Source organism: Nitrospirillum pindoramense (assembly GCF_007827955.1).
GTDB classification, from domain to species: domain Bacteria; phylum Pseudomonadota; class Alphaproteobacteria; order Azospirillales; family Azospirillaceae; genus Nitrospirillum; species Nitrospirillum amazonense_B.
Genome location: NZ_VITR01000018.1, coordinates 42,626 through 60,894, shown reverse-complemented (window position 1 = coordinate 60,894; position 18,269 = coordinate 42,626). Strand labels below are relative to the sequence as shown.

The window sequence follows — 18,269 nt, the reverse complement described above, 5'->3', positions numbered from 1 at the left end:
CGCGTCCCAAGCATGGGCCATCCGCGACACCTGGGGCGCACAGGGGTTGAGCCCAGGCACCTGAGCGCGTACCACTGGCGCCCGGACATCATAAGCCGGACCCATCCCCATGAGCGCGACCACCGCCGCCCGCCTGACCCTGCGCCGCCCCGACGATTGGCACCTGCACGTCCGCACCGGGGCCATGCTGCGCGCCGTGCTGCCGCACTCCGCCCGCCAGATGGGCCGGGCCATCATCATGCCCAACCTCGTTCCGCCGGTGACCGACCGCGCCGCCGCCCGGCGCTACAAGGCGGAGATCGAGGAAGTCCTGGCCACCTTGCCCGAGAACGGGGGTGCCCGCTTCCAGCCGCTGATGACCGCCTACCTGACCGATGGCAGCAGCGCCGATGAGATCGCCGCCGGTTATGAGGAAGGGCTGTTCCGGGCGGTGAAGCTGTACCCGGCCCATGCCACCACCAATTCCGCCCACGGCGTCACCGACCTCGCCAACGTGGCCGGCGTGCTGGCGCGCATGCAGGACATCGGCATGCCCCTGCTGGTCCATGGCGAGGTGACCGACCCCGCCATCGACATCTTCGACCGTGAGGCCGTGTTCATCGAGCGCGTGCTGCTGCCCCTGATGGAGCGCTACCCGGCCCTGAAGATCGTGCTGGAACACGCGACAACCGAGGAGGCGGTGGCCGTGGTGGAGGCGCACGGGGCCAGTGGGCGCCTCGCCTGCACCATCACCGCCCATCACCTGATGATCAACCGGTCGTCCATCTTCGCGGGCGGCATCCGCCCGCACCTCTACTGCCTGCCCATCGCCAAGCGGGAGAAGCACCGACTGGCCCTGCGCCGCGCCGCCACCAGTGGCCAGCCCTGGTTCTTCCTGGGCACCGACAGCGCGCCGCACCCCACCAGCGCCAAGGAATCAGGCTGCGGCTGCGCCGGCATCTATACGGCGGCCAGTGCCATCGAGCTTTACGCCCAGGTCTTCGATGAGGAAGGCAAGCTGGACGCGCTGGAGGCTTTCGCCAGCCTGAACGGCCCGCGCTTCCACGGCTTGGCGCCGAACGAGGACACCATCACCCTGGTACGCGACGGCCATATCGTTCCCGACCTGGTGGACGCCGGCGGCAGCAACGCTGTCCTGCCCTTCCGCGCCGGCGAACGGCTGGACTGGCGCCTGCTGCAGGACTAAGGCGTGTGGCATTTGATCGTAACCGCTCAAATGCCCCCTCAAGCGCCGGGCGCGGCCATCCGGCCGCTTGGCTATCCTCGCTGCGCCCTCCGGTGCTCGCTCCGGCAGACGCAGTCGCGTCCTACAACGGCATGAGTTACTTGCTCATGCCCGTTGGTGTAATTACCCACCCAATTCCCAATTCAGCGCCCGAGGTCCCCCATGATCGACGCCCAGACCGCCGCCAGTTTGACCGCCCGCATGCTGCTGGACATCAAGGCGATCCATTTCAACGCCGCCCAGCCCTTCATCCTGACCTCGGGCAAGGCCAGCCCGGTCTATATCGACTGCCGCAAGGTCATCAGCTTCCCGCGCGCCCGCTCGGCCATCATCGATTACGCCGTGCAGACGGTGATGCGCGATGCCGGGTTCGAGGCGTTCGACGGTGTGGCCGGCGGTGAGACGGCCGGCATCTCCTACGCCGCCTGGATGGCCGACCGCATGGGCCTGCCCATGCAGTACGTGCGCAAGAAGCCCAAGGGCTTCGGCCGCAACGCCCAGATCGAAGGCCAGTTCGACGAAGGCGACCGCATCCTGTTGGTGGAAGACCTGACCACCGACGGCGGCAGCAAGGTGGGCTTCGTCAACGCCCTGCGCCAGGCCGGTGCGGTGTGTGAGCACGCCTTCGTCGTCTTCCACTACGGCATCTTCCCCAAGAGCGTGGAGACGATGAAGGAGATCGGCGTCACCCTGCATGCCCTGACCACCTGGTGGGACGTGCTGAAGGTGGCCCGCGACCACAATTATTTCGATACCGCAACGATGGCGGAAGTGGAGAAGTTCCTGCACGCCCCGGCCGAATGGTCGGCCGCCAACGGCGGCAAGGTGGAAGCGTAAGCCTCCCACCCAGCGCGACATTTGCCGCAGCGGCATGGGGCGACCCATGCCGCTGTTTGCTTATACAGACGAACCCGCCGCCAGCGCCTTGCACCGCTCCGCCGTGCGCTCATCGGCGGGGAACATGCACTCGATGCGCAGTTCCTCCACCGTCACGTCGCGGGCGGAACCGAAGGTGGTGATGGTGGAGAAGAAGCGCAGCGGATGCCCCTCCGCATCCAGCGCGCCGCCGGCGAAGACCGTGGTGCACAGCGGCAAGGGATAGGCGTCCGGATCACGCGACCGCCAGCGGGCGGGCACGCCGGGATAGGCCAGCACATCGTCCAGCAGGGTGCGCAGGCCCTGGTCCAGGGGCGTGGCGGCAAGTTCGTTGTGCAGGTGGCAGATCAGGTCCCCAGCCAGACTTTCCCAATTGCCCATGACCGGCCGCATGTCGTCGGGATCGAAGATCTGGCGCAGAACGTTGTTGTGCCGGGGCATGCCGCCGCGCGCCAGACCGACGATGCGGGAGGTGGCGCGGTTGGTGCGCAGCACGTCCCAGCGACGGTTCATCACCACGGCGGGATAGGGTTCCTGCTGGCCGATGATGAAGTCGATGGCCTGGCGCACCGGCGCCATGGCCGGCGTGGCCAGCGTCGCCTCGCCGTAGCGCGGGGCGTAGCCGGCGGCCACCAGCAGGGCGTTGCGCTCCCGCAGGGGCATGTCCAGCGTGTCGGCCAGGCGCGCCAACAGCTCGCGGCTGGGCTGGGCCTTGCCGGTTTCCACACAGCTGAGGTGCCGGGTGGAGACGCCGGCCTCCAGCGCCAGATCCATCTGGCTCATGCGCCGCGCCGCCCGCCATTCACGCAGCAACAGGCCCAAGGGTGTGGGCTGGGGCGGCGTAGGCTGTGAAGGAAGGGTGGTCACGGTCGCGGCGGCGGCATGGGTCATGATGGACGGAATGATACGGCCGCCACGGGCAAAAGCCATGACCTCGGAGGTCAAGAATCCATGACCTGGCGGGTTATCGACCGCGTGTCGCATACAGGGATATCCCTGGGGCATTCGAACAACCTTCCCTTGAGGGATGAGAGATGCTCTCCGCACCGTTCGCCCGCCGTCATTTCCTGCGCGGCCTGGCCGGGATCGGCGCCACCATGGCGCTCGGGGCCCCCGGAGCCAGCGCCGCCGCCCTGTCCGGCACCGGGCCGCTGGACGCCGCCGCTTATCGCGCCTTGCGCCGCTACGCCGGCACGCCCTTCGGCCATGTCGCCTACATGGACCAGGGCCGTGGGCCCGACGCGCTGTTCCTGCACGGCTTCCCCCTGAACAGCTTTCAATGGCGCGGCGCCATCGACAGGCTGTCGGCCCACCGCCGCTGCCTGGCGCCCGACTTCCTGGGGCTGGGCTACAGCCGCGTGCCGGACGGCCAGGCGGTGACGCCCCTGGTCCAGGTGCGCATGCTGGCCGCCTTCCTGGACGGTGTGGGCGCCAACGCGGTGGACATCGTGGCCAACGACAGCGGCGGGGCCGTGGCCCAACTGTTCGTCACCCAGTACCCCAAGCGGGTGCGCAGCCTGCTGCTGACCAACTGCGATACCGAGCCCGACAGCCCGCCCCCCGCCCTGCGACCGGTGCTGGAGATGGCGCGGGCCGGCACCTTCGCCGACCGCTGGCTGGCGCGTTGGGTGGCGGACAAGGACTTGGCCCGCAGCCCCATGGGCCTGGGTGGCCAAACCTTCAGCGACCCCTCGCGCCCCACGGATGAGGCCATCGACTATTACCTGGGCCCGCTGGTCGGCAGCCCCCGGCGCAAGGACCTGGTGCATGCCTACACCCTGGGCCTGACCCCCAACCCGCTGGCCGGCATTGAGAAGAACCTGCGCCGGGTGGCGGCGCCGGCGCGCATCGTCTGGGGTGCGGCCGACACCATCTTCGACCCCGCCGGCGGCGACTACCTGGCCGGCGTCCTGCCCAATTGCCAGGGCGTCCGCCATCTGCCCCAGGCCAAGCTGTTCTTTCCCGAGGAATATCCGGACGTGATCGCGGAGGAGGCCCGGAAACTTTGGGGGATTTCGGCCTGACGTCGCGATCCGCCCGCCCATACAAAAACCCCCGCGGGATCGCTCCCGCGGGGGTTTTGTTTAAAACCTGACTGAGTGCTTACGCGGCGCGGACCTGCTGCAGGAAGCGGTCCACCTGGCCAGACAGGGTGTCGGACTGCTGGGACAGGCCGGTGGCGGCACCCAGCACCTGGTTGGCCGACTTGCCGGTGTCCTCGGCCGCGTGCTGCAGCGAGCCGATGTTGCGCGACACTTCCATGGTGCCCATGGAGGCCTGCTGGACGTTGCGGGCGATTTCCTTGGTCGCCGCGTCCTGCTCCTCCACCGCACCCGCGACCATGTCGGAGATGTCGTTGATCTCGGCGATGGTCTTGGAAATCGTGATGATGGCGTCGACCGCGTCGCGGGTGGCGTCCTGCATGGTGGAGATCTGGGCGGAGATTTCCTCTGTCGCCTTGGCCGTCTGGTTGGCCAGGCTCTTCACCTCGCTGGCCACGACCGCGAAGCCCTTGCCGGCCTCACCGGCGCGGGCCGCCTCGATGGTGGCGTTCAGCGCCAGCAGGTTGGTCTGGCTGGCGATGTCGCTGATCAGCTTCACCACGTCGCCAATGCTCTGGGCGCGCGAGGCCAGGGACTGCACGGTCTCGTTCGTCTTCTCGGCGGTGGAGGCCGCCGCCTTGGCGATGCGGGCGGAGGTGTTGACCTGGTTGGAAATTTCAGCCAGGGAGCCGGCCAGTTCCTCGGTGGCGCTGGCCACCGACTGGACGTTGGCGGACGCCTGCTGCGTGGCGGCGGCAACGGCGCCGGCCTGGCTGCGGCTTTCGTCGGCCGAACCGGACAGGGTCTGGGCGCTGGACTGCATGCGGGCGGCGGCCTCGGACACCTGGGCAACGACGCCCTTCACGGTGCTTTCGAACTCATCGGCCAGGCGGTTCATGGTGCGGCGCTTCTCTTCCGCCGACTCCCGCTCCGCCTGCTCCTGCACCTTCTTCAGGCGCTCCACCTCGATGGCGTTGTCCTTGAACACCTGGACGGACCCGGCCATGGCGCCGATCTCGTCACCACGGTCGGTGCCGGTGATCTCCACCGACAGGTCGCCGCTGGCCAGGCGGCCCATGGCGGTCTGCAGGGTGGTCAGCGGACGGCTGACCAGGAAATGCAGCAGCACGCCCAGGAAACCGACCAGCACGGCCAGGACGACGACGGCGGTCAGCAGCGAGCCCTTGACGGTGGAGGCGATGGCCTCATTCAGGCCCTGGCGGCTCCACGCCACGATCAGCGTGCCCACCTGGTCATGGTTGGCGCCCGCCTTCACCGGCGCCATGACGATCAGGTGGTCACCCTTGTCGAAGGACTTGGTCTCGGTGACCTTCTTGGGCAGTTCCTTGTCCTTGTCGATGGCGTAGACAGGCAGGGTCTTGCTGTCGAAGCTGTCCAGGGATTCGCCGTCGGTATCGTTGACGCGTACCCCGGCCAGGCTGCCACCAGCGCGGGTGCTCAGTTCGGTGTAGGCGTCGGCAATGGATTCCTGCTGCTTGAAGCGGACGGCGGCGCTCATCTGCTGCGCCAGCATTTCCGTTTCCTGCCGCTCGGACGCCACGGACTGGGCCAGCATGGCCTCATGCATCTTGGCGGAGCTTAACCAAATAACGGCACCCAAACCGATAATCGTGGGAATGGCCACGGCGGGGGCGATCTTGCGTCCAATGGTGAACCAGCTCTTGGCATTTTCCGGCTTTTTCACCAGGCCACTGACACGCCCCAAAATCCCATCCGCCTCATACGACATTATCAACTACCCCTGCTTTGTTCATTGCCCCGCAGCACTGCCGCCGCCGAGACCGCGACCACCCATCCGAACCCCATGTGCACCGTCGAACCCACCTCACAGCGCGGTGATGGCTCAGCACCGGGGCCTCGGCTAATACCTAGACACGCTTTCGCAGACCTGTAAACTGACTTATAACGTCAACTACAGTTAACATCGCAAAGGCTGACAACGACTGAAATTCATCTTCCGCAAGCCGTAAAGGATTTCAGGCTGGATCCATTACCGATGGGTTTTGGTTAAAACGGCGGAATCCAATGCCGTAGCGGGTGTGGGCAGACGAAACACGGGGAAAAGGGCCATGCCTCGCAGTTTCTTTTAACATTTTAAGTAATAAAAATTCGAACAGGGGCATCGGAGCCGTCACCGAAATATAACCAAACGGCTTTGGCGTGCCCGGACATGGCACGCCTGGCTGGGAAAGTGCTGGCCGTGGCCTAGGCCCAGCACGACGGTAACGATGCTTAAACCAATCTTTAAACCTTTGATTGGTATTCTCTTTTGACCGTTGACTACGAGACTCTGGGAGGTCGGTGCAGATGATGAAGCGGGTGGCAGTCATCGTTCTGATGGCTGGAATGGGGGTTGCGGGTGTGGCGCGGGCTGAGTGCACGCTAGGGTCGCCCCCGTCCGTGCCGGACGGCAGCAAGGCCGCGGAAGCCGAGATGCAAGCCGCCCAGGCCGCGGTCAAAAAGTTCATGGCCGAAACCCAGGACTATATGAGTTGCCTGGAGTTTGAAGGGAAAAACGGCAACGGCACCTGGCAGAAGAAGTACAACGACGCCGTCGATCAGATGCAAAAACTCGCCGGCGACTTCAACAAACAGTTGAAGGCGTTCAAGTCCAAGTAATGGCTGGGCGGTGGCCCCGGCACCCTTGGCGGGGCCACCGTCACGTTAACCAATTCCAACAGTCGCCGACGCGCACCGCAGGGTCGGGCTTCGACGGCGGCCTCATGGACGATGCGGCGTTTTGTCCGACGGCCCGGCACCGGGCACCGGCGCAGCCTTCGGCATCTCCGGCTTGGCACCGGGGGCAGCACCTTGCCCCTGGGCTGCGGGCGGATGCGGCGCATCCAGCGGGACCGTCACCACCACGGGCGGCTTGCGCGGCGTGACGATGGGCGGCATGGCCAGCCCCTGGGGCTGAACGGCGATGGCGGAATAGGGCGTCCGTTTTGGTTCCGGCGGGCGTTCCAAATGGCGCGCAACCAGATTCACCAGGGCGGCATCGTCCCAAGGCTGCACCACGCGGCCCAGACGCAAGATGACCAGATCGGCCGCCTTCGACACATACAGCCGCTGGCCGCCGGCCCCCGCCATGAACACCGTGTCGGGTTCGGCGAAGGCCTCCGCCGCCTTGATCGGGCCGCCCTTTTCCCGTGGCCAGGCTATGCGGATGCGCATGCCCTCGTTGCGGGCGAACAGCGTCGGACGCTGCATCTCCTCGACCCAGGGCATCGGGATGACGGGACGGTTTTCCACCTGGCCGCCATCCTTCAGCAACAGGCCGAGGCGCAGCCAATCCCGCGCGGTCGCCTTGACGCAACACCCAACCAGCGTGGCGCGGCCGCTGTCGTCGAGCAGCATCTCCGCCGGGCGGGCGCCCAGGGGGCCCCACAGCGCCTGCGACATATAAGCCGCCAGCGGCTGCTTGGTCGCCCGCTCCAGCACGAGGGCCAGGACCTGCAACTCCTCCTCGGCGGGCTTGTAGCGCGTGCCGGGTTCAGCCTCCAGCACCAGGCCCTTCAGCCAGGCGCCGGCATCGGCCTTCCCCGCCGGCGCATCGGCGGTACCGGCCGGGAAACCCAGGCCGCTGCTGCCCACCAGCAGGTCGCGCACGGTGATGCGGCCCCGGGGGTCGTCCTTCCAGTCGGGAAAGATCTGGCCCAGCGGCTGGTCGGCGGAGGTGAGGAAGCCATCCTGGATGGCCTTGCCGGTGAGGAAGGTCAACACGCCGGCTTGCAAGCCGGCGCCCTCCATCAGGTCGGCTGGCCGGATACCGGGGCCGTAATCCTCCACTTGCAGGGCGCCGCGATACCAGACCAGCAGCGCGGTGGTGCCGGTGGTGGATTCGAACGCATGGAGGGCCTTCAGTCCCTCATCCGAAATCTGGCGGTCGTCGGGTGAAGCCACCGTGAGGATGGGACCATCCCCCCCAGCCACCTCGACCGTCACCGGGCCCCGAGGCGCCGGCGGTTCGGCCGCCACCGGGGGCGGCGGGGACGGGGGTGGAGCCGACGAGTCGCCATGCTTGCCCCAATGGGCCAGCAACAGGCCGCCCCCGATGGCCAGGGCCGCGACCGGAACGAGCAGCAGCGCCGCCCGGCCCAAGCCCGCCGGCCCGGAAGAGGTGGGTTTGGATTTGGCGGAGCCGGATGGACGGGGCCCCGATTTCGGTGACTGGGACATTGGTAAGCAACGCTCCCGGAGGCGGATGGGTCCGCCCCGGGGTGCGCCCCGACACGAACTCAGGCATGAGCCTTGGCCGCGACTATGGCACGGCCAAGGCAGCGAGAGTCGGCGGAGGCCGCCTTACTTGCGTTCGCGGACCGGATAGTCGACACCGTCGACCACCTCCCAGCTGCCATCCGGCTGCCGGCAGATGAAGCCGGTCTGGTGGCGGAACAGCTGGCCCTGGAACACCACGGAGTGGAACTCCCGGCACGGGCGGTTCTTGGCATCGAAACCGTCGCGCAGCATTTTCACCGTGCCCTGACGTCCCGTCTCCGGATTCGTCCAGGTGATGGTTTCCTGGATGGGCTTGCCCGTCGCCTCCTTCAGCGCCGTCTGCAGCGCCGTCAGGTCGCTGGGCTCCAGCGTGATGTCCGTGGGCGGCGGCTTGGGCGCCTCGACGGGGGGCGGCGCGGGCGGCGCCGCGGGCTTGTCATCGGGCTTGGCGGCGCAACCCGCCAACGCCAGCAGCATCAGCCCCGCGACCGACAGCTTCATCTTCATCCCTTGGCTCCTGCATTCCCTTGAGTCACGCCCCCGCCCGAGTCACGCCTCGACATCGGCGATGCCCCGATTGAGCGCCCCTTTTGCCAAAGGTGGCACCCGCCGCGCAATCCCCGCCGAAGCCAGTCCACCGAAAGCCAGAGGCGCACGCCCTGGAAGCACGGCGTGAATCCCCTCCCCTTCACAGGCGTAACTGGCATAATGCGGCCCTTGCCTGTGACAGTACCGAAAGCCTGTACCGCATGACCGACATGAAGACCGGTGTGAACCCTCTCTTCCTCAGGGAGGAGGAGTTGCGGCAGGCGATGGAGATGCTGTTCTACGCCTACCGCGACTTCACCGCCGAACCCGACACCATGCTGGAGAAGATCGGGCTGGGCCGGGCGCACCATCGTGTCATCTATTTCGTGGGCCGCCACCCCAACATCACGGTGACCGACTTGCTGGGCATCCTGCGCATCACCAAGCAAAGCCTGTCGCGCGTCCTGCAGGATCTGGTGCGCGAGGAGTACATCGTGCAACGGCAGGGCACCCGCGACCGGCGCCAGCGGTTGCTGGACCTGACGCCCAAGGGCCAGGAGCTGGAGCGCCAGCTGTCCGAACCGCAGCGGCAGCTGATCGCCCGCGCCTATCGCCGGGCGGGGGCGGAGGCGGTGGAGGGCTTCCGCAAGGTGATGGTCGGCATCATGGACGACGCCGACCGGGACAAGTTCGCCCAGCCCCGGGCGCCGCTGGCGGCGCTGGCCAAGCGCTAAGCGATCAGCGCCGCGGAACGCCCCTGTGCTATGCTGCCCCCCCGACCGTTAGGGATCGCCTCCGGCCATGACCACGACGCAGCAGCAAGCCCTGCCCGAAGAACAGCCCCACATCCTGGTGGTCGATGACGACGACCGCCTGCGCGAGGCGTTGCGCCGCTATCTGTCGCAAAACGGATTCATCGTGTCGGCGGCGGCGGATGCGGCGGCGGCGCGGCGCATGCTGGCCTCCTTGAACTTCGACCTCATGGTGCTGGATGTCCGCATGCCCGGCGAATCGGGATTGGAGCTGACCCGATCCCTGAGGGGCGACGGCGGCAATGGTGACGGCGGCCTTCCCATCCTGCTGCTGACCGCCAACGGCCAGCCCGACGACCGCATCGCCGGCCTGGAGGCGGGAGCCGACGACTACCTGCCCAAGCCCTTCGAGCCGCGCGAGCTGGTGCTGCGCATCTCCTCCATCCTGCGCCGCCTGCCCAAGCCGGCCGTGGCGGCGGCGGAGGTGCGGCTGGGACGCTGGGTCTTCGATGCCGAGCGGGAGGAACTGCGCTCCGGCGAGGAAACCGTGCGCCTGACCAGCGGCGAAGCCAGCCTGCTGCGCACCCTGGCCGCCCAGCCGGGCGTCGTCTTCACGCGGGAGGATTTGGGGCGCGCCGGCATCGACAGCAACGCCCGCGCCATCGATGTGCAGGTCACCCGCCTGCGCCGCAAGATCGAGATCGACCCCCGCCAGCCGCGGTATCTGCAGACCGTGCGGGGAGAAGGCTATGTGCTGCGCCCCGATTGAGGCCGACCCCGACTTGGTGAAGGACGCCCCATGAGCATGATGCGCGAGCAGGCGCCCCGGCGGCGAACCCCGCAAAGGCAAGGGCTGGGAGCCCCCCCGGTGATCAACCCGGCGGGGGTGGTGAAGCGCATGCTGCCCCGCACCCTGTTCGGGCGCTCGCTGCTGATCATCACCACGCCGGTGATCCTGGCCCAGGCCATCGCCACCTTCTATTTCTATGACCAGCATTGGGAGCGGGTGACCAACAACCAGGCCTTTGGCGTGGCGGGCGAGGTCGCCATGGTCATCGAACAGCTGGGCCGGGACCAGACGCCGGAGGACAGGGACGTGACCCTGGACATGGTGACCCGGACCACCGACCTGATGGTGACCTTCCAACCCGGCGAGCGACTGCCCAACTGGCACCGTCAGCATCTGTTCGGCATCCTGGAACATACCCTGGGCCGCGCGCTGGACGAGAAGGTGGGCCGGCCCTGGACCATCGACACCCATGTGGCCCACGAATGGTATGGCATCAACGTGCAGCTGCCCGACGGTGTGCTGCACGTCCTGTCGCCGGAGCGGCGGCTGTTCAGTTTCACCAGCTGGGTGTTCATCCTGTGGATGGCCGGCAGCTCGCTGCTGCTGTTCACCGTCGCCATCATGTTCATGCGCAACCAGATACGGCCCATCCGCCGCCTGGCCATCGCGGCGGAGGCTTTCGGCAAGGGGCGTGACACCCCGGCCTTCAAGCCGGAAGGCGCGTCGGAGGTGCGGCAGGCCGCGACCGCCTTCCTGCAGATGCGTGAGCGCATCCAGCGGCAGATCAGCCAGCGTACGGAAATGCTGGCCGGGGTCAGCCATGACCTGCGCACCCCGCTCACCCGCATGCGGCTGCAACTGGCCATGCTGCCCGACGCCCAGGAGGTGGAGGAGTTGAAGGCGGACGTGGCCGAGATGGAGGGCATGATCGAGGCCTACCTGGCCTTCGCCCGGGGCGAGGGTGCCGAACCGGCCACCCCCACCGATGTGGGCGCCCTGCTGGCCGACGTGGTTGCCAACGCCCGGCGCGAGGGCCGGCTGGTGGAATTGAGCCTACCGGACATCGCCATCACCGTGCCGTTGCGCGCCAACGACTTCCGCCGCTGCGTCGCCAACTTGGTGGGCAATGCCGTGCGGTACGCCGGGCGCGCCTGGGTGACCCTGCAACGCCAGGGCGGCCATCTCTACGTCCTGATCGATGATGACGGCCCGGGCATCCCCGAAGAGATGCGGGAAGAAGTCTTCCGACCCTTCCACCGCCTGGACGGGTCACGCAACCAGGCCACCGGCGGCGTCGGCCTGGGCCTGGGCATCGCCCGCGACATCGCCAACCGCCACGGGGGCGACGTGTTGCTGGAGGATAGCCCCAAGGGCGGCCTGCGTGCGGCGATCCGGTTGCCGGTTTGACGTTTCCCCCGGTTTGGCACTGCCCTCGCCTGGCTGGTCCGCCGAAATGAAAACGGGCGGCCCCCGGAGGGACCGCCCGTCTATCGGTCAGCGCGAGGCTGGAACCAAGCTTAGTGCTTGGCCTGGGCCTTGGCGATGGCGGCCTTCACTTCCTCAATGCTTTCCCGCACGCGGTTGGACAGCACGTCGGCGGCCTCGCTGTTGGACTTGGCGATCAGCTCGGCCAGTTCCTTGACGTTGGCCAGGGCCTTTTCGAAGGCGGTCTTCACCAGCTCGGCCTGCTTGGCGACCTTGTCTTCCGGGGTGCCGGTCGACAGGAAGTCGGAAACGACGGAAGAGGTCTCTTCCAGGCTCTGGCGCAGGATTTCGGCCTGGCGGCGCAGGACGGCCTGGATGCCTTCCACGGCCAGCTGGTTCGCGGCCGTCACGGCCTCGATGTTCTTGCGCTGGGCGGAGACGAAGGCGTCGACGTCGATGCCCGGCACCTTGTAGTCGGCCAGCGTCTTGCTGAAGTCCACCTTCGTGAACTCGGCGAACTTGGACGGGTCGAAGAACTTGGTCATGTCGAAGTCGAGGAACGGATTGGTCGCCATAGTGTCAGATCCCTATACGGCTTGCGCCGCTGCGGTGCGGCAATTCCGGGGGGATAATGCTTTGGGCCGAGCAGCCGGTCAATCGTTTTTGTGCAGCGCACAATAAACTCTTTTGGTTAGTAGGGGACGGCCAAGCACCGCCATAGGTCGAACCGGCTAGACCAGGGAAAAGGGCCGGCCCTTCCGCCTAGGCGACGTCCACGATCCGGGCGCCGGCGAGCCGGGCCAGGACGTCGGGGGCGATGGCGAACACCGCGTTGGGGGTGCCGGCCGCCGCCCAAACCGTGGGAAATGACAGCAAACGCCGATCGAATAATGTGACAGGCGCCACCGCGTGCCCCAGCGGCGGAACGCCGCCGATAGGGAAACCGGTGGTCAATCGCACATATTCCGGGTCCGCCCGCATGAGCCGATCGCCGTTGAGGATGTCGGCCAAGGCCTTGGCCACCAAGGCTTCGTTGATGCGCGTGGCACCCGATGCGACCACCAGGACGGACGCGTTCTTTTCGCGGGTGCGAAAAACAATTGACTTGGCGATTTGTGCTGCATCGCAACCGATTACCGCTGCCGCCTCGGCCGCCGTCCGGGTGGTGGCGGCGAATTCCACCACATGGATGGGCTGGCCGAGGTCGTTCAGCAGGTTCTGGATCTTTTGCGCACTGGGGCTGAGAGGGCCGGCCATGGTGTCAGCCCGCCAGTTCCCGCGACCGCCGGTCCGCCGCGGCGACGGTGCGGACCATCAGCGGCGTCAGCCCCTGCGCCTCGTCCATCAGAACATCCAGCGCCGCCTGGGTCGTGCCCTTGGGGCTGGTGACGTTGATGCGCAGCTGGGTGGCGGTGGTGCCGGGGTTCCGGTGCAGCAGCTCGCCGGCACCGGTGACGGTGGCGCGCGCCAGACGCAGGGCCAGGTCGGGCGGCAGTCCCGCCGCCGCCCCGGCGGCGGCCAGGGCCTCCACCAGATGGAAAACATAGGCGGGGCCGCTGCCGGACACCGCGGTCACGGCATCGATCAGACCTTCCTCCGCGACCCAGACCACCTCGCCCACCGCGCTCAGCAGGCTTTGGCACAGGTCGCGCTGGGCCGGCGAAACGGCGGGCGTGGCGTAAGCGCCGGAAATGCCGCGTCCCACGGCCGCCGGCGTGTTGGGCATGGCCCGCACCAGGGCCGTTCCCTGCCCCAGCACCTTCTGGAAATAGGCGATGGTCTTGCCGGCGGCGATGGACAGGAACACGGCACGGCCGGCATACGGCACATAGGCCGGCAGGGCCTGGTCCATCATTTGGGGTTTCACCGCCAGCACGACGGCATCCGGGGCGAAGTCGGCGGGAATCTGGGCCGGGTCGGCGACGAGCATGGCCCCTTCCGGCGCGGCCTCCGCGGCCGGATCGACGATGACAACGCGGCGGACGGTCCCGGCGGCCCGCCATCCGGCAAGCATGGCGCCGCCCATCTTGCCGCAGCCCACCAACAATAGATCAACCGCCGTCATCCCCGCCCCATCGTCCTCAATGCAGTCAAACCGAGGTCAAAAGTCACTGGCAAACCAAGGTCACGGGGTGTGGGCTGTATCAAGCTTCGCCGAGCGTGTCCAGAATGGCGGCGGACACGGCGTCCGCGGCACTTTTACCGCCCCAGATGACGAACTGGAACGCGGGGTAGTAGCGCTCGCACTCCGCCACCGCGATCTCGACCAGATCCTCGACCTGTTCCACGCTGGCCGCGCGGGTCCCGCGCAGCAGCAATGTCTGGCGGAACATGGGCGTATGCTCTTCGCTGCACACGTCGAAATGACCCAGCCACATCTTGCCGTTCACCTCGGCCAGCAGCTCGGTGACGGCCAGCTTGCGGGCCGGCGGCACCTTCATGTCGAACTGGCAGGAGAACTGCATGGCGCTGACTTCGTTCTGCCAAACGAAAAACAGCCGGTAGTCGCACCACCGGCCGTTGATCTCGACGATCATCTCGTCTTCGCTGGCGCGCTCGAATGGCCATTCGTTGGCCGTGACGATCTCCTCGACGATATCGAGGGGATTATGGGTGGTGCTGCTAGTCTCGACGGCGAGTGCCGACATGATACGCCCTCCTGTCGCGCGCGATGGCAAGGGACGACCCATCCCACCCGGCGCGGGAACCCGGCTTTTCCGGACCCCCTGTAAAACAAAATCTGGTGCTGCCGGGCGTGGGAGCTACCAGGGGTACGGTGCCAGAGGACAACCGCCCCCGCAACCGTCTTCTACCGCCCACCACGGCCTCCTTTCCGCCGGCTTGGCCCCGAGGCCGATGGACGGCTGGGAACCGGGGCGGGGGGCCGTGGGGCACCCCTTCCGATCACTATCGGCCGGTTAGGCGGGGCTGTCCGCGTTGGCGGCACCGGCGTCGTCCGCCTTGGCCGCGGCCTTGGCCACCACCGACTCAAGGTGGGTCACGCGATCCAGCAGCGCCTGCTGCAGGGCCAGCAGGCGGTTGATCTCATCCTCCTGCGCGCGGGCGCGGGCGGCCATTTCCTTCACGGCCTCGAACTCATCGCGACGGACCATGTCCAGGCCGCTGAGCATGCGCTCCAGGCGCTGGCGCACATGGCCCTCGACCTCATTCTTCAGCCCGGCCACGGCACCGACGGCACCACCGGCCACGCGGGCCAAATCGTCCAGCACCTTGTTGTCCACCTGCATCGCCTCAATCCTTAAGCAATATCGCCGGCGCGTCCATTCCCGCCCCCTCATTCCCACCCCATGGGAACCCGATGCGGCGGGGACCCGATGGAGGGGCGGGACAGGCTGGCGCGCGGCCATCAAGACGCCATTATCGCCGTCCACGTTCGCAGGCGCAACAGCACCTTGGAGGGGCCATCCTACGGGGGCCGGTTGCGACCCCGGCGCGGTCCCCCTATAAAGCCGACAGTCAGGCCCACAACTTCCCAACGGTCCTGGCCATGTGGGAACGGGGATCGTCCGGCACAAGAGCCGCCGCCCACCCACCATGGCCCAGAGCCGGAAGAGACCGTCCACGGGGATATCCGCAGCATCATGGCCCTCGCCTTTCCCAACATCAGCCCCACGATCGTGGAGATCGGCCCCTTCGCCCTGCGCTGGTACGCGCTGGCCTACATCGTGGGCGTGACGCTGGGCTATCGCCTGGCGCTGGGCATGGCGCGGCGCATGAACAGCCGCCCCACCCCGCTGGAGCTGGACGATTTCCTGGTCTGGGCGGTGGTGGGGGTGCTGGCGGGCGGCCGGCTCGGCTTCATCCTGTTCTACAACCTGGATTTCTACCTGCAGCACCCGCTGGACATGCTGAAGGTCTGGAACGGCGGCATGTCGTTCCATGGCGGCATGACCGGCGTGGCCCTGGCCATCCTGCTCTTCGCCCGGCGGCGCGGCTTCAACCCGCTGGCCCTGGGCGACCTGGCCGCCGTGGCCGCCCCCATCGGCCTGTTCCTGGGCCGCCTGGCCAATTTCGTGAACGGAGAGCTGTGGGGCCGTCCCACCGATGTGCCCTGGGGCATGGTCTTCCCCCATGCCGACGACCTGCCCCGCCACCCCAGCCAGCTGTATGAGGCCGGGCTGGAGGGCATCGTGCTGTTCACCGTGCTGTTCCTGCTGTCGCGCGTGCCCTCGGTGCGGGACCGGACGGGCACGCTGAGCGGCGCCTTCCTCATCGGCTACGCCCTGTGCCGCATCACCGCCGAGTTCTTCCGCGAACCCGACGTGCAGGTCGGGTTCCTGCTGGGCGGCGGCGTCACCATGGGCCAGATCCTGTCCGTGCCCATGGCGCTGATCGGCATCGCCCTGGTGGCCCTGGCCCGCCGCCGCGTGCCGGCGGCGGCCTGATGCCCGGCGCCAGCCCCCTAGCCGGCGAGACCCCGGCCACGCTGACCGATCATCTCATCCACCGCATCGGACGCGAGGGGCCCTTGCGCCTCTCCACCTTCATGGCCGAGGCGCTGGGCCATCCCACCCTGGGCTATTACACCACCCGCGACCCGCTGGGCGCCGGCGGCGATTTCACCACCGCACCGGAAATCAGCCAGATGTTCGGGGAACTGCTGGGCCTGTGGTGCGCCCAGGCTTGGCTGACCCTGGGTTCGCCCGGGGCGGTTCACCTGGTGGAACTGGGGCCCGGGCGCGGCACCCTGATGGCCGACGCGCTGCGCGCCATGGCCCGCGTCCCCGGGCTGACCGCGGCACTGCGGGTGCACATGGTGGAAACCAGCCCGGCGCTGCGGGAACGGCAGCGGGTCGCCCTGTCGGCCTTGCCCGTCACCGCCCGGCCGCCCCATCCCATCGCCTGGGCCGACAGCCTGGAGTCGGTGCCCGAGGGACCACTGCTGCTGCTGGCCAACGAGTTCTTCGACGCCCTGCCCATCCGCCAGTTGCAGAAGACGGAGCGCGGCTGGGCGGAGCGGTGCGTCACCTGGGACGCGGACGCCGTCCGCTTCGCCTGGGCGCTGGACGCCACCGGCGGCGCGGAGCTGCTGGTGCCGCCCGACCTGCGCGCCGCGGCCCCCGGCAGCGTGGTAGAGATCTGCCCGGCCGCCCTGACGGTGGTGGGTGAGATCGGGCGCCGCCTGGCGGCCCATCCCGGCGCCGCCCTGGTGGTGGACTATGGTTATGACGCCCCGCCGCAGGGCGACACGCTGCAGGCGGTGCGGGGGCACGCCTACGCCGCCGTCCTGGAGGACCCCGGCCAGGCCGACCTGACGGCCCATGTCGATTTCCGCACCCTGGCCGCCACGGCGGTGGCGGTCGGCGCCCAGTCCCATGGCATTGTCGAGCAGGGCGCCCTGCTGCACCGTTTGGGCATCCAGCAGCGCGCCGGCGCCTTGAAGCGGGGCGCCACGTCCCCGCAGGCCCACGCCATCGACCTGGCGCTGGACCGGCTGACGCATCCCGACCAGATGGGCCGGCTGTTCAAGGCCCTGGCCCTGACCAGTCCGGGCGCGCCCCCACCCGCCGGCTTCGAACCCAGCGAAGGCTGATCATGACCGCCCCCATCCCCGCCGACCGCCCCTACCTGACCCTGGACGCGCTGGACCTGCCCGGCGTCCGCCACGGCTATTTCACCCGGCGCGACGGGGTGTCCACCGGGCTTTACGCCGGACGCAACGTCGGTTTCGGATCGAACGACGATGCCGCTGCCGTGGCGGAAAATCGGGCGCGCTGCGCCGGCGACCTGGGCCTGGGGCCGGAAAGCTTGGTCACCGTCTATCAGGTGCATAGCCCTACCGTGGTGACGGTGGAGCAGCCGTGGGCGCGGGAGGACGCGCCCCAGGCCGACGCATTGGTCACGCGCCAGCGCGGCATCGCGCTGGGCATCCTGACCGCTGATTGCGTGCCCGTGCTGTTCGCCGACTCGACAGCCGGGGTGGTGGGTGCCGCCCATGCCGGCTGGAAGGGGGCGTTCACCGGCGTGCTGGAGGCGACCGTCCAGGCCATGGCCGCCTTGGGCGCCGATCCGGCCCGTATCGTTGCCGGCGTCGGCCCGCATATCGGCGCCGACTCTTATGAGGTGGGGCCGGAGTTCGAGGCGCGCTTCCTGGAGGCCGACGGCGCCAACCAGCGCTTCTTCCGTCCCGGGCCGAGAGCCGATCATCCCCTGTTCGACATCGGCGGCTATGTCGGCCATCGGCTGGCGGGCTGTGGCCTGGCCCGCGTCTCCCACACCGGTCACGACACGGTCGCGGAAGAGGGCCTGTTTTTCAGCTACCGTCGGTGCACGTTGCGACGGGAAGGTGATTATGGCCGCCATATCAGCATGATAGCCCTGTCCCCCACCCCCTGACCCCACCTGCGGCAAGACGAAAACACCCCCGTATG

19 protein-coding genes are annotated in these 18,269 nt (G+C 68.0%); 10 read left to right on the top strand and 9 right to left on the bottom strand.

The genetic code is table 11. The features are described from left to right. Positions 1–109: 109 nt before the first annotated feature. Both pyrC and FBZ90_RS24090 read left to right on the top strand, forming a co-directional pair. Positions 110–1,186, top strand: a complete 1,077-nt coding sequence (gene pyrC / locus FBZ90_RS24095) for a dihydroorotase (RefSeq protein ID WP_145735632.1) — start codon at positions 110–112, stop codon at positions 1,184–1,186. A gap of 201 nt (positions 1,187–1,387) precedes the next feature. Next, positions 1,388–2,062, top strand: a complete 675-nt coding sequence (locus tag FBZ90_RS24090; RefSeq protein ID WP_145735630.1) for an orotate phosphoribosyltransferase — start codon at positions 1,388–1,390, stop codon at positions 2,060–2,062. A 60-nt stretch (positions 2,063–2,122) separates the two neighbouring features. Here the strand turns inward: FBZ90_RS24090 and FBZ90_RS24085 are convergent, their stop codons facing one another. Next, entirely contained in the window at positions 2,123–3,031 is a 909-nt protein-coding gene (locus FBZ90_RS24085) for a helix-turn-helix domain-containing protein (RefSeq protein WP_246130825.1), read from the bottom strand. Positions 3,032–3,135: 104 nt separating this feature from the next. On the opposite strand from FBZ90_RS24085, the gene FBZ90_RS24080 reads away from it, so the two are divergent. Next, the gene (locus FBZ90_RS24080) at positions 3,136–4,125 is read left to right on the top strand and encodes an alpha/beta fold hydrolase (protein ID WP_211102288.1); all 990 of its coding nucleotides are present in this window, start codon (positions 3,136–3,138) and stop codon (positions 4,123–4,125) included. A gap of 79 nt (positions 4,126–4,204) precedes the next feature. Here the strand turns inward: FBZ90_RS24080 and FBZ90_RS24075 are convergent, their stop codons facing one another. Next, positions 4,205–5,893, bottom strand: a complete 1,689-nt coding sequence (locus tag FBZ90_RS24075) for a methyl-accepting chemotaxis protein (RefSeq protein WP_145735628.1) — start codon at positions 5,891–5,893, stop codon at positions 4,205–4,207. A gap of 578 nt (positions 5,894–6,471) precedes the next feature. Here FBZ90_RS24075 and FBZ90_RS24070 point away from each other — a divergent pair. Then, complete coding sequence (locus FBZ90_RS24070; protein ID WP_145735626.1) at positions 6,472–6,783, top strand: hypothetical protein; 312 nt, start codon at positions 6,472–6,474, stop codon at positions 6,781–6,783. 102 nt (positions 6,784–6,885) lie between these two features. On the opposite strand, the gene FBZ90_RS24065 is transcribed toward FBZ90_RS24070, so the two are convergent. Next, on the bottom strand, positions 6,886–8,343 hold the full coding sequence (locus tag FBZ90_RS24065; RefSeq protein WP_145735624.1) for a serine hydrolase domain-containing protein: 1,458 nt from the start codon (positions 8,341–8,343) through the stop codon (positions 6,886–6,888). 123 nt (positions 8,344–8,466) lie between these two features. Then, positions 8,467–8,889 (bottom strand): RT0821/Lpp0805 family surface protein, encoded by a 423-nt coding sequence (locus tag FBZ90_RS24060; protein WP_145735622.1) that lies wholly within the window; start codon positions 8,887–8,889, stop codon positions 8,467–8,469. A 242-nt stretch (positions 8,890–9,131) separates the two neighbouring features. Here FBZ90_RS24060 and FBZ90_RS24055 point away from each other — a divergent pair, with 242 nt between their 5' ends. The 3 genes from FBZ90_RS24055 (at position 9,132) to FBZ90_RS24045 (ending at position 11,859) form a co-directional block, all read left to right on the top strand. Then, the gene (locus FBZ90_RS24055; RefSeq protein WP_145735620.1) at positions 9,132–9,644 is read left to right on the top strand and encodes a MarR family winged helix-turn-helix transcriptional regulator; all 513 of its coding nucleotides are present in this window, start codon (positions 9,132–9,134) and stop codon (positions 9,642–9,644) included. Between the two features lie 67 nt (positions 9,645–9,711). Next, a complete protein-coding gene (locus tag FBZ90_RS24050; RefSeq protein ID WP_145735618.1) occupies positions 9,712–10,431 on the top strand; it encodes a response regulator in 720 nt (239 codons plus the stop codon). Positions 10,432–10,461: 30 nt separating this feature from the next. Then, positions 10,462–11,859 carry an ATP-binding protein gene (locus tag FBZ90_RS24045; protein WP_145735616.1) on the top strand — a complete coding sequence of 466 codons (1,398 nt, stop codon included), beginning with the start codon at positions 10,462–10,464 and terminating at the stop codon, positions 11,857–11,859. Between the two features lie 110 nt (positions 11,860–11,969). Here the strand turns inward: FBZ90_RS24045 and FBZ90_RS24040 are convergent, their stop codons facing one another. The 5 genes from FBZ90_RS24040 to FBZ90_RS24020 form a co-directional block, all read right to left on the bottom strand. Further along, on the bottom strand, positions 11,970–12,452 hold the full coding sequence (locus FBZ90_RS24040) for a phasin family protein (RefSeq protein WP_145735614.1): 483 nt from the start codon (positions 12,450–12,452) through the stop codon (positions 11,970–11,972). A gap of 187 nt (positions 12,453–12,639) precedes the next feature. Beyond that, positions 12,640–13,134 carry a YbaK/EbsC family protein gene (locus FBZ90_RS24035; protein ID WP_145735612.1) on the bottom strand — a complete coding sequence of 165 codons (495 nt, stop codon included), beginning with the start codon at positions 13,132–13,134 and terminating at the stop codon, positions 12,640–12,642. 4 nt (positions 13,135–13,138) lie between these two features. Then, positions 13,139–13,942 carry a pyrroline-5-carboxylate reductase gene (gene proC / locus FBZ90_RS24030; protein WP_145735610.1) on the bottom strand — a complete coding sequence of 268 codons (804 nt, stop codon included), beginning with the start codon at positions 13,940–13,942 and terminating at the stop codon, positions 13,139–13,141. 79 nt (positions 13,943–14,021) lie between these two features. After that, positions 14,022–14,525 (bottom strand): type III secretion system chaperone family protein, encoded by a 504-nt coding sequence (locus tag FBZ90_RS24025; protein ID WP_145735608.1) that lies wholly within the window; start codon positions 14,523–14,525, stop codon positions 14,022–14,024. A 270-nt stretch (positions 14,526–14,795) separates the two neighbouring features. Continuing rightward, entirely contained in the window at positions 14,796–15,125 is a 330-nt protein-coding gene (locus tag FBZ90_RS24020) for an accessory factor UbiK family protein (RefSeq protein WP_145735606.1), read from the bottom strand. 354 nt (positions 15,126–15,479) lie between these two features. Between FBZ90_RS24020 and lgt the strand changes: the two genes are divergently transcribed. From lgt to pgeF, 3 genes are read left to right on the top strand one after another with little or no spacing between them, the layout of a single operon-like run. After that, a complete protein-coding gene (gene lgt / locus FBZ90_RS24015; RefSeq protein ID WP_211102286.1) occupies positions 15,480–16,283 on the top strand; it encodes a prolipoprotein diacylglyceryl transferase in 804 nt (267 codons plus the stop codon). Next, entirely contained in the window at positions 16,283–17,431 is a 1,149-nt protein-coding gene (locus FBZ90_RS24010; RefSeq protein WP_145735605.1) for a class I SAM-dependent methyltransferase, read from the top strand. Before lgt ends, FBZ90_RS24010 begins: the two co-directional genes overlap by 1 nt. Positions 17,432–17,433: 2 nt before the next feature. Further along, positions 17,434–18,234 (top strand): peptidoglycan editing factor PgeF, encoded by an 801-nt coding sequence (gene pgeF, locus FBZ90_RS24005; RefSeq protein WP_145735603.1) that lies wholly within the window; start codon positions 17,434–17,436, stop codon positions 18,232–18,234. Positions 18,235–18,269: the final 35 nt, after the last annotated feature.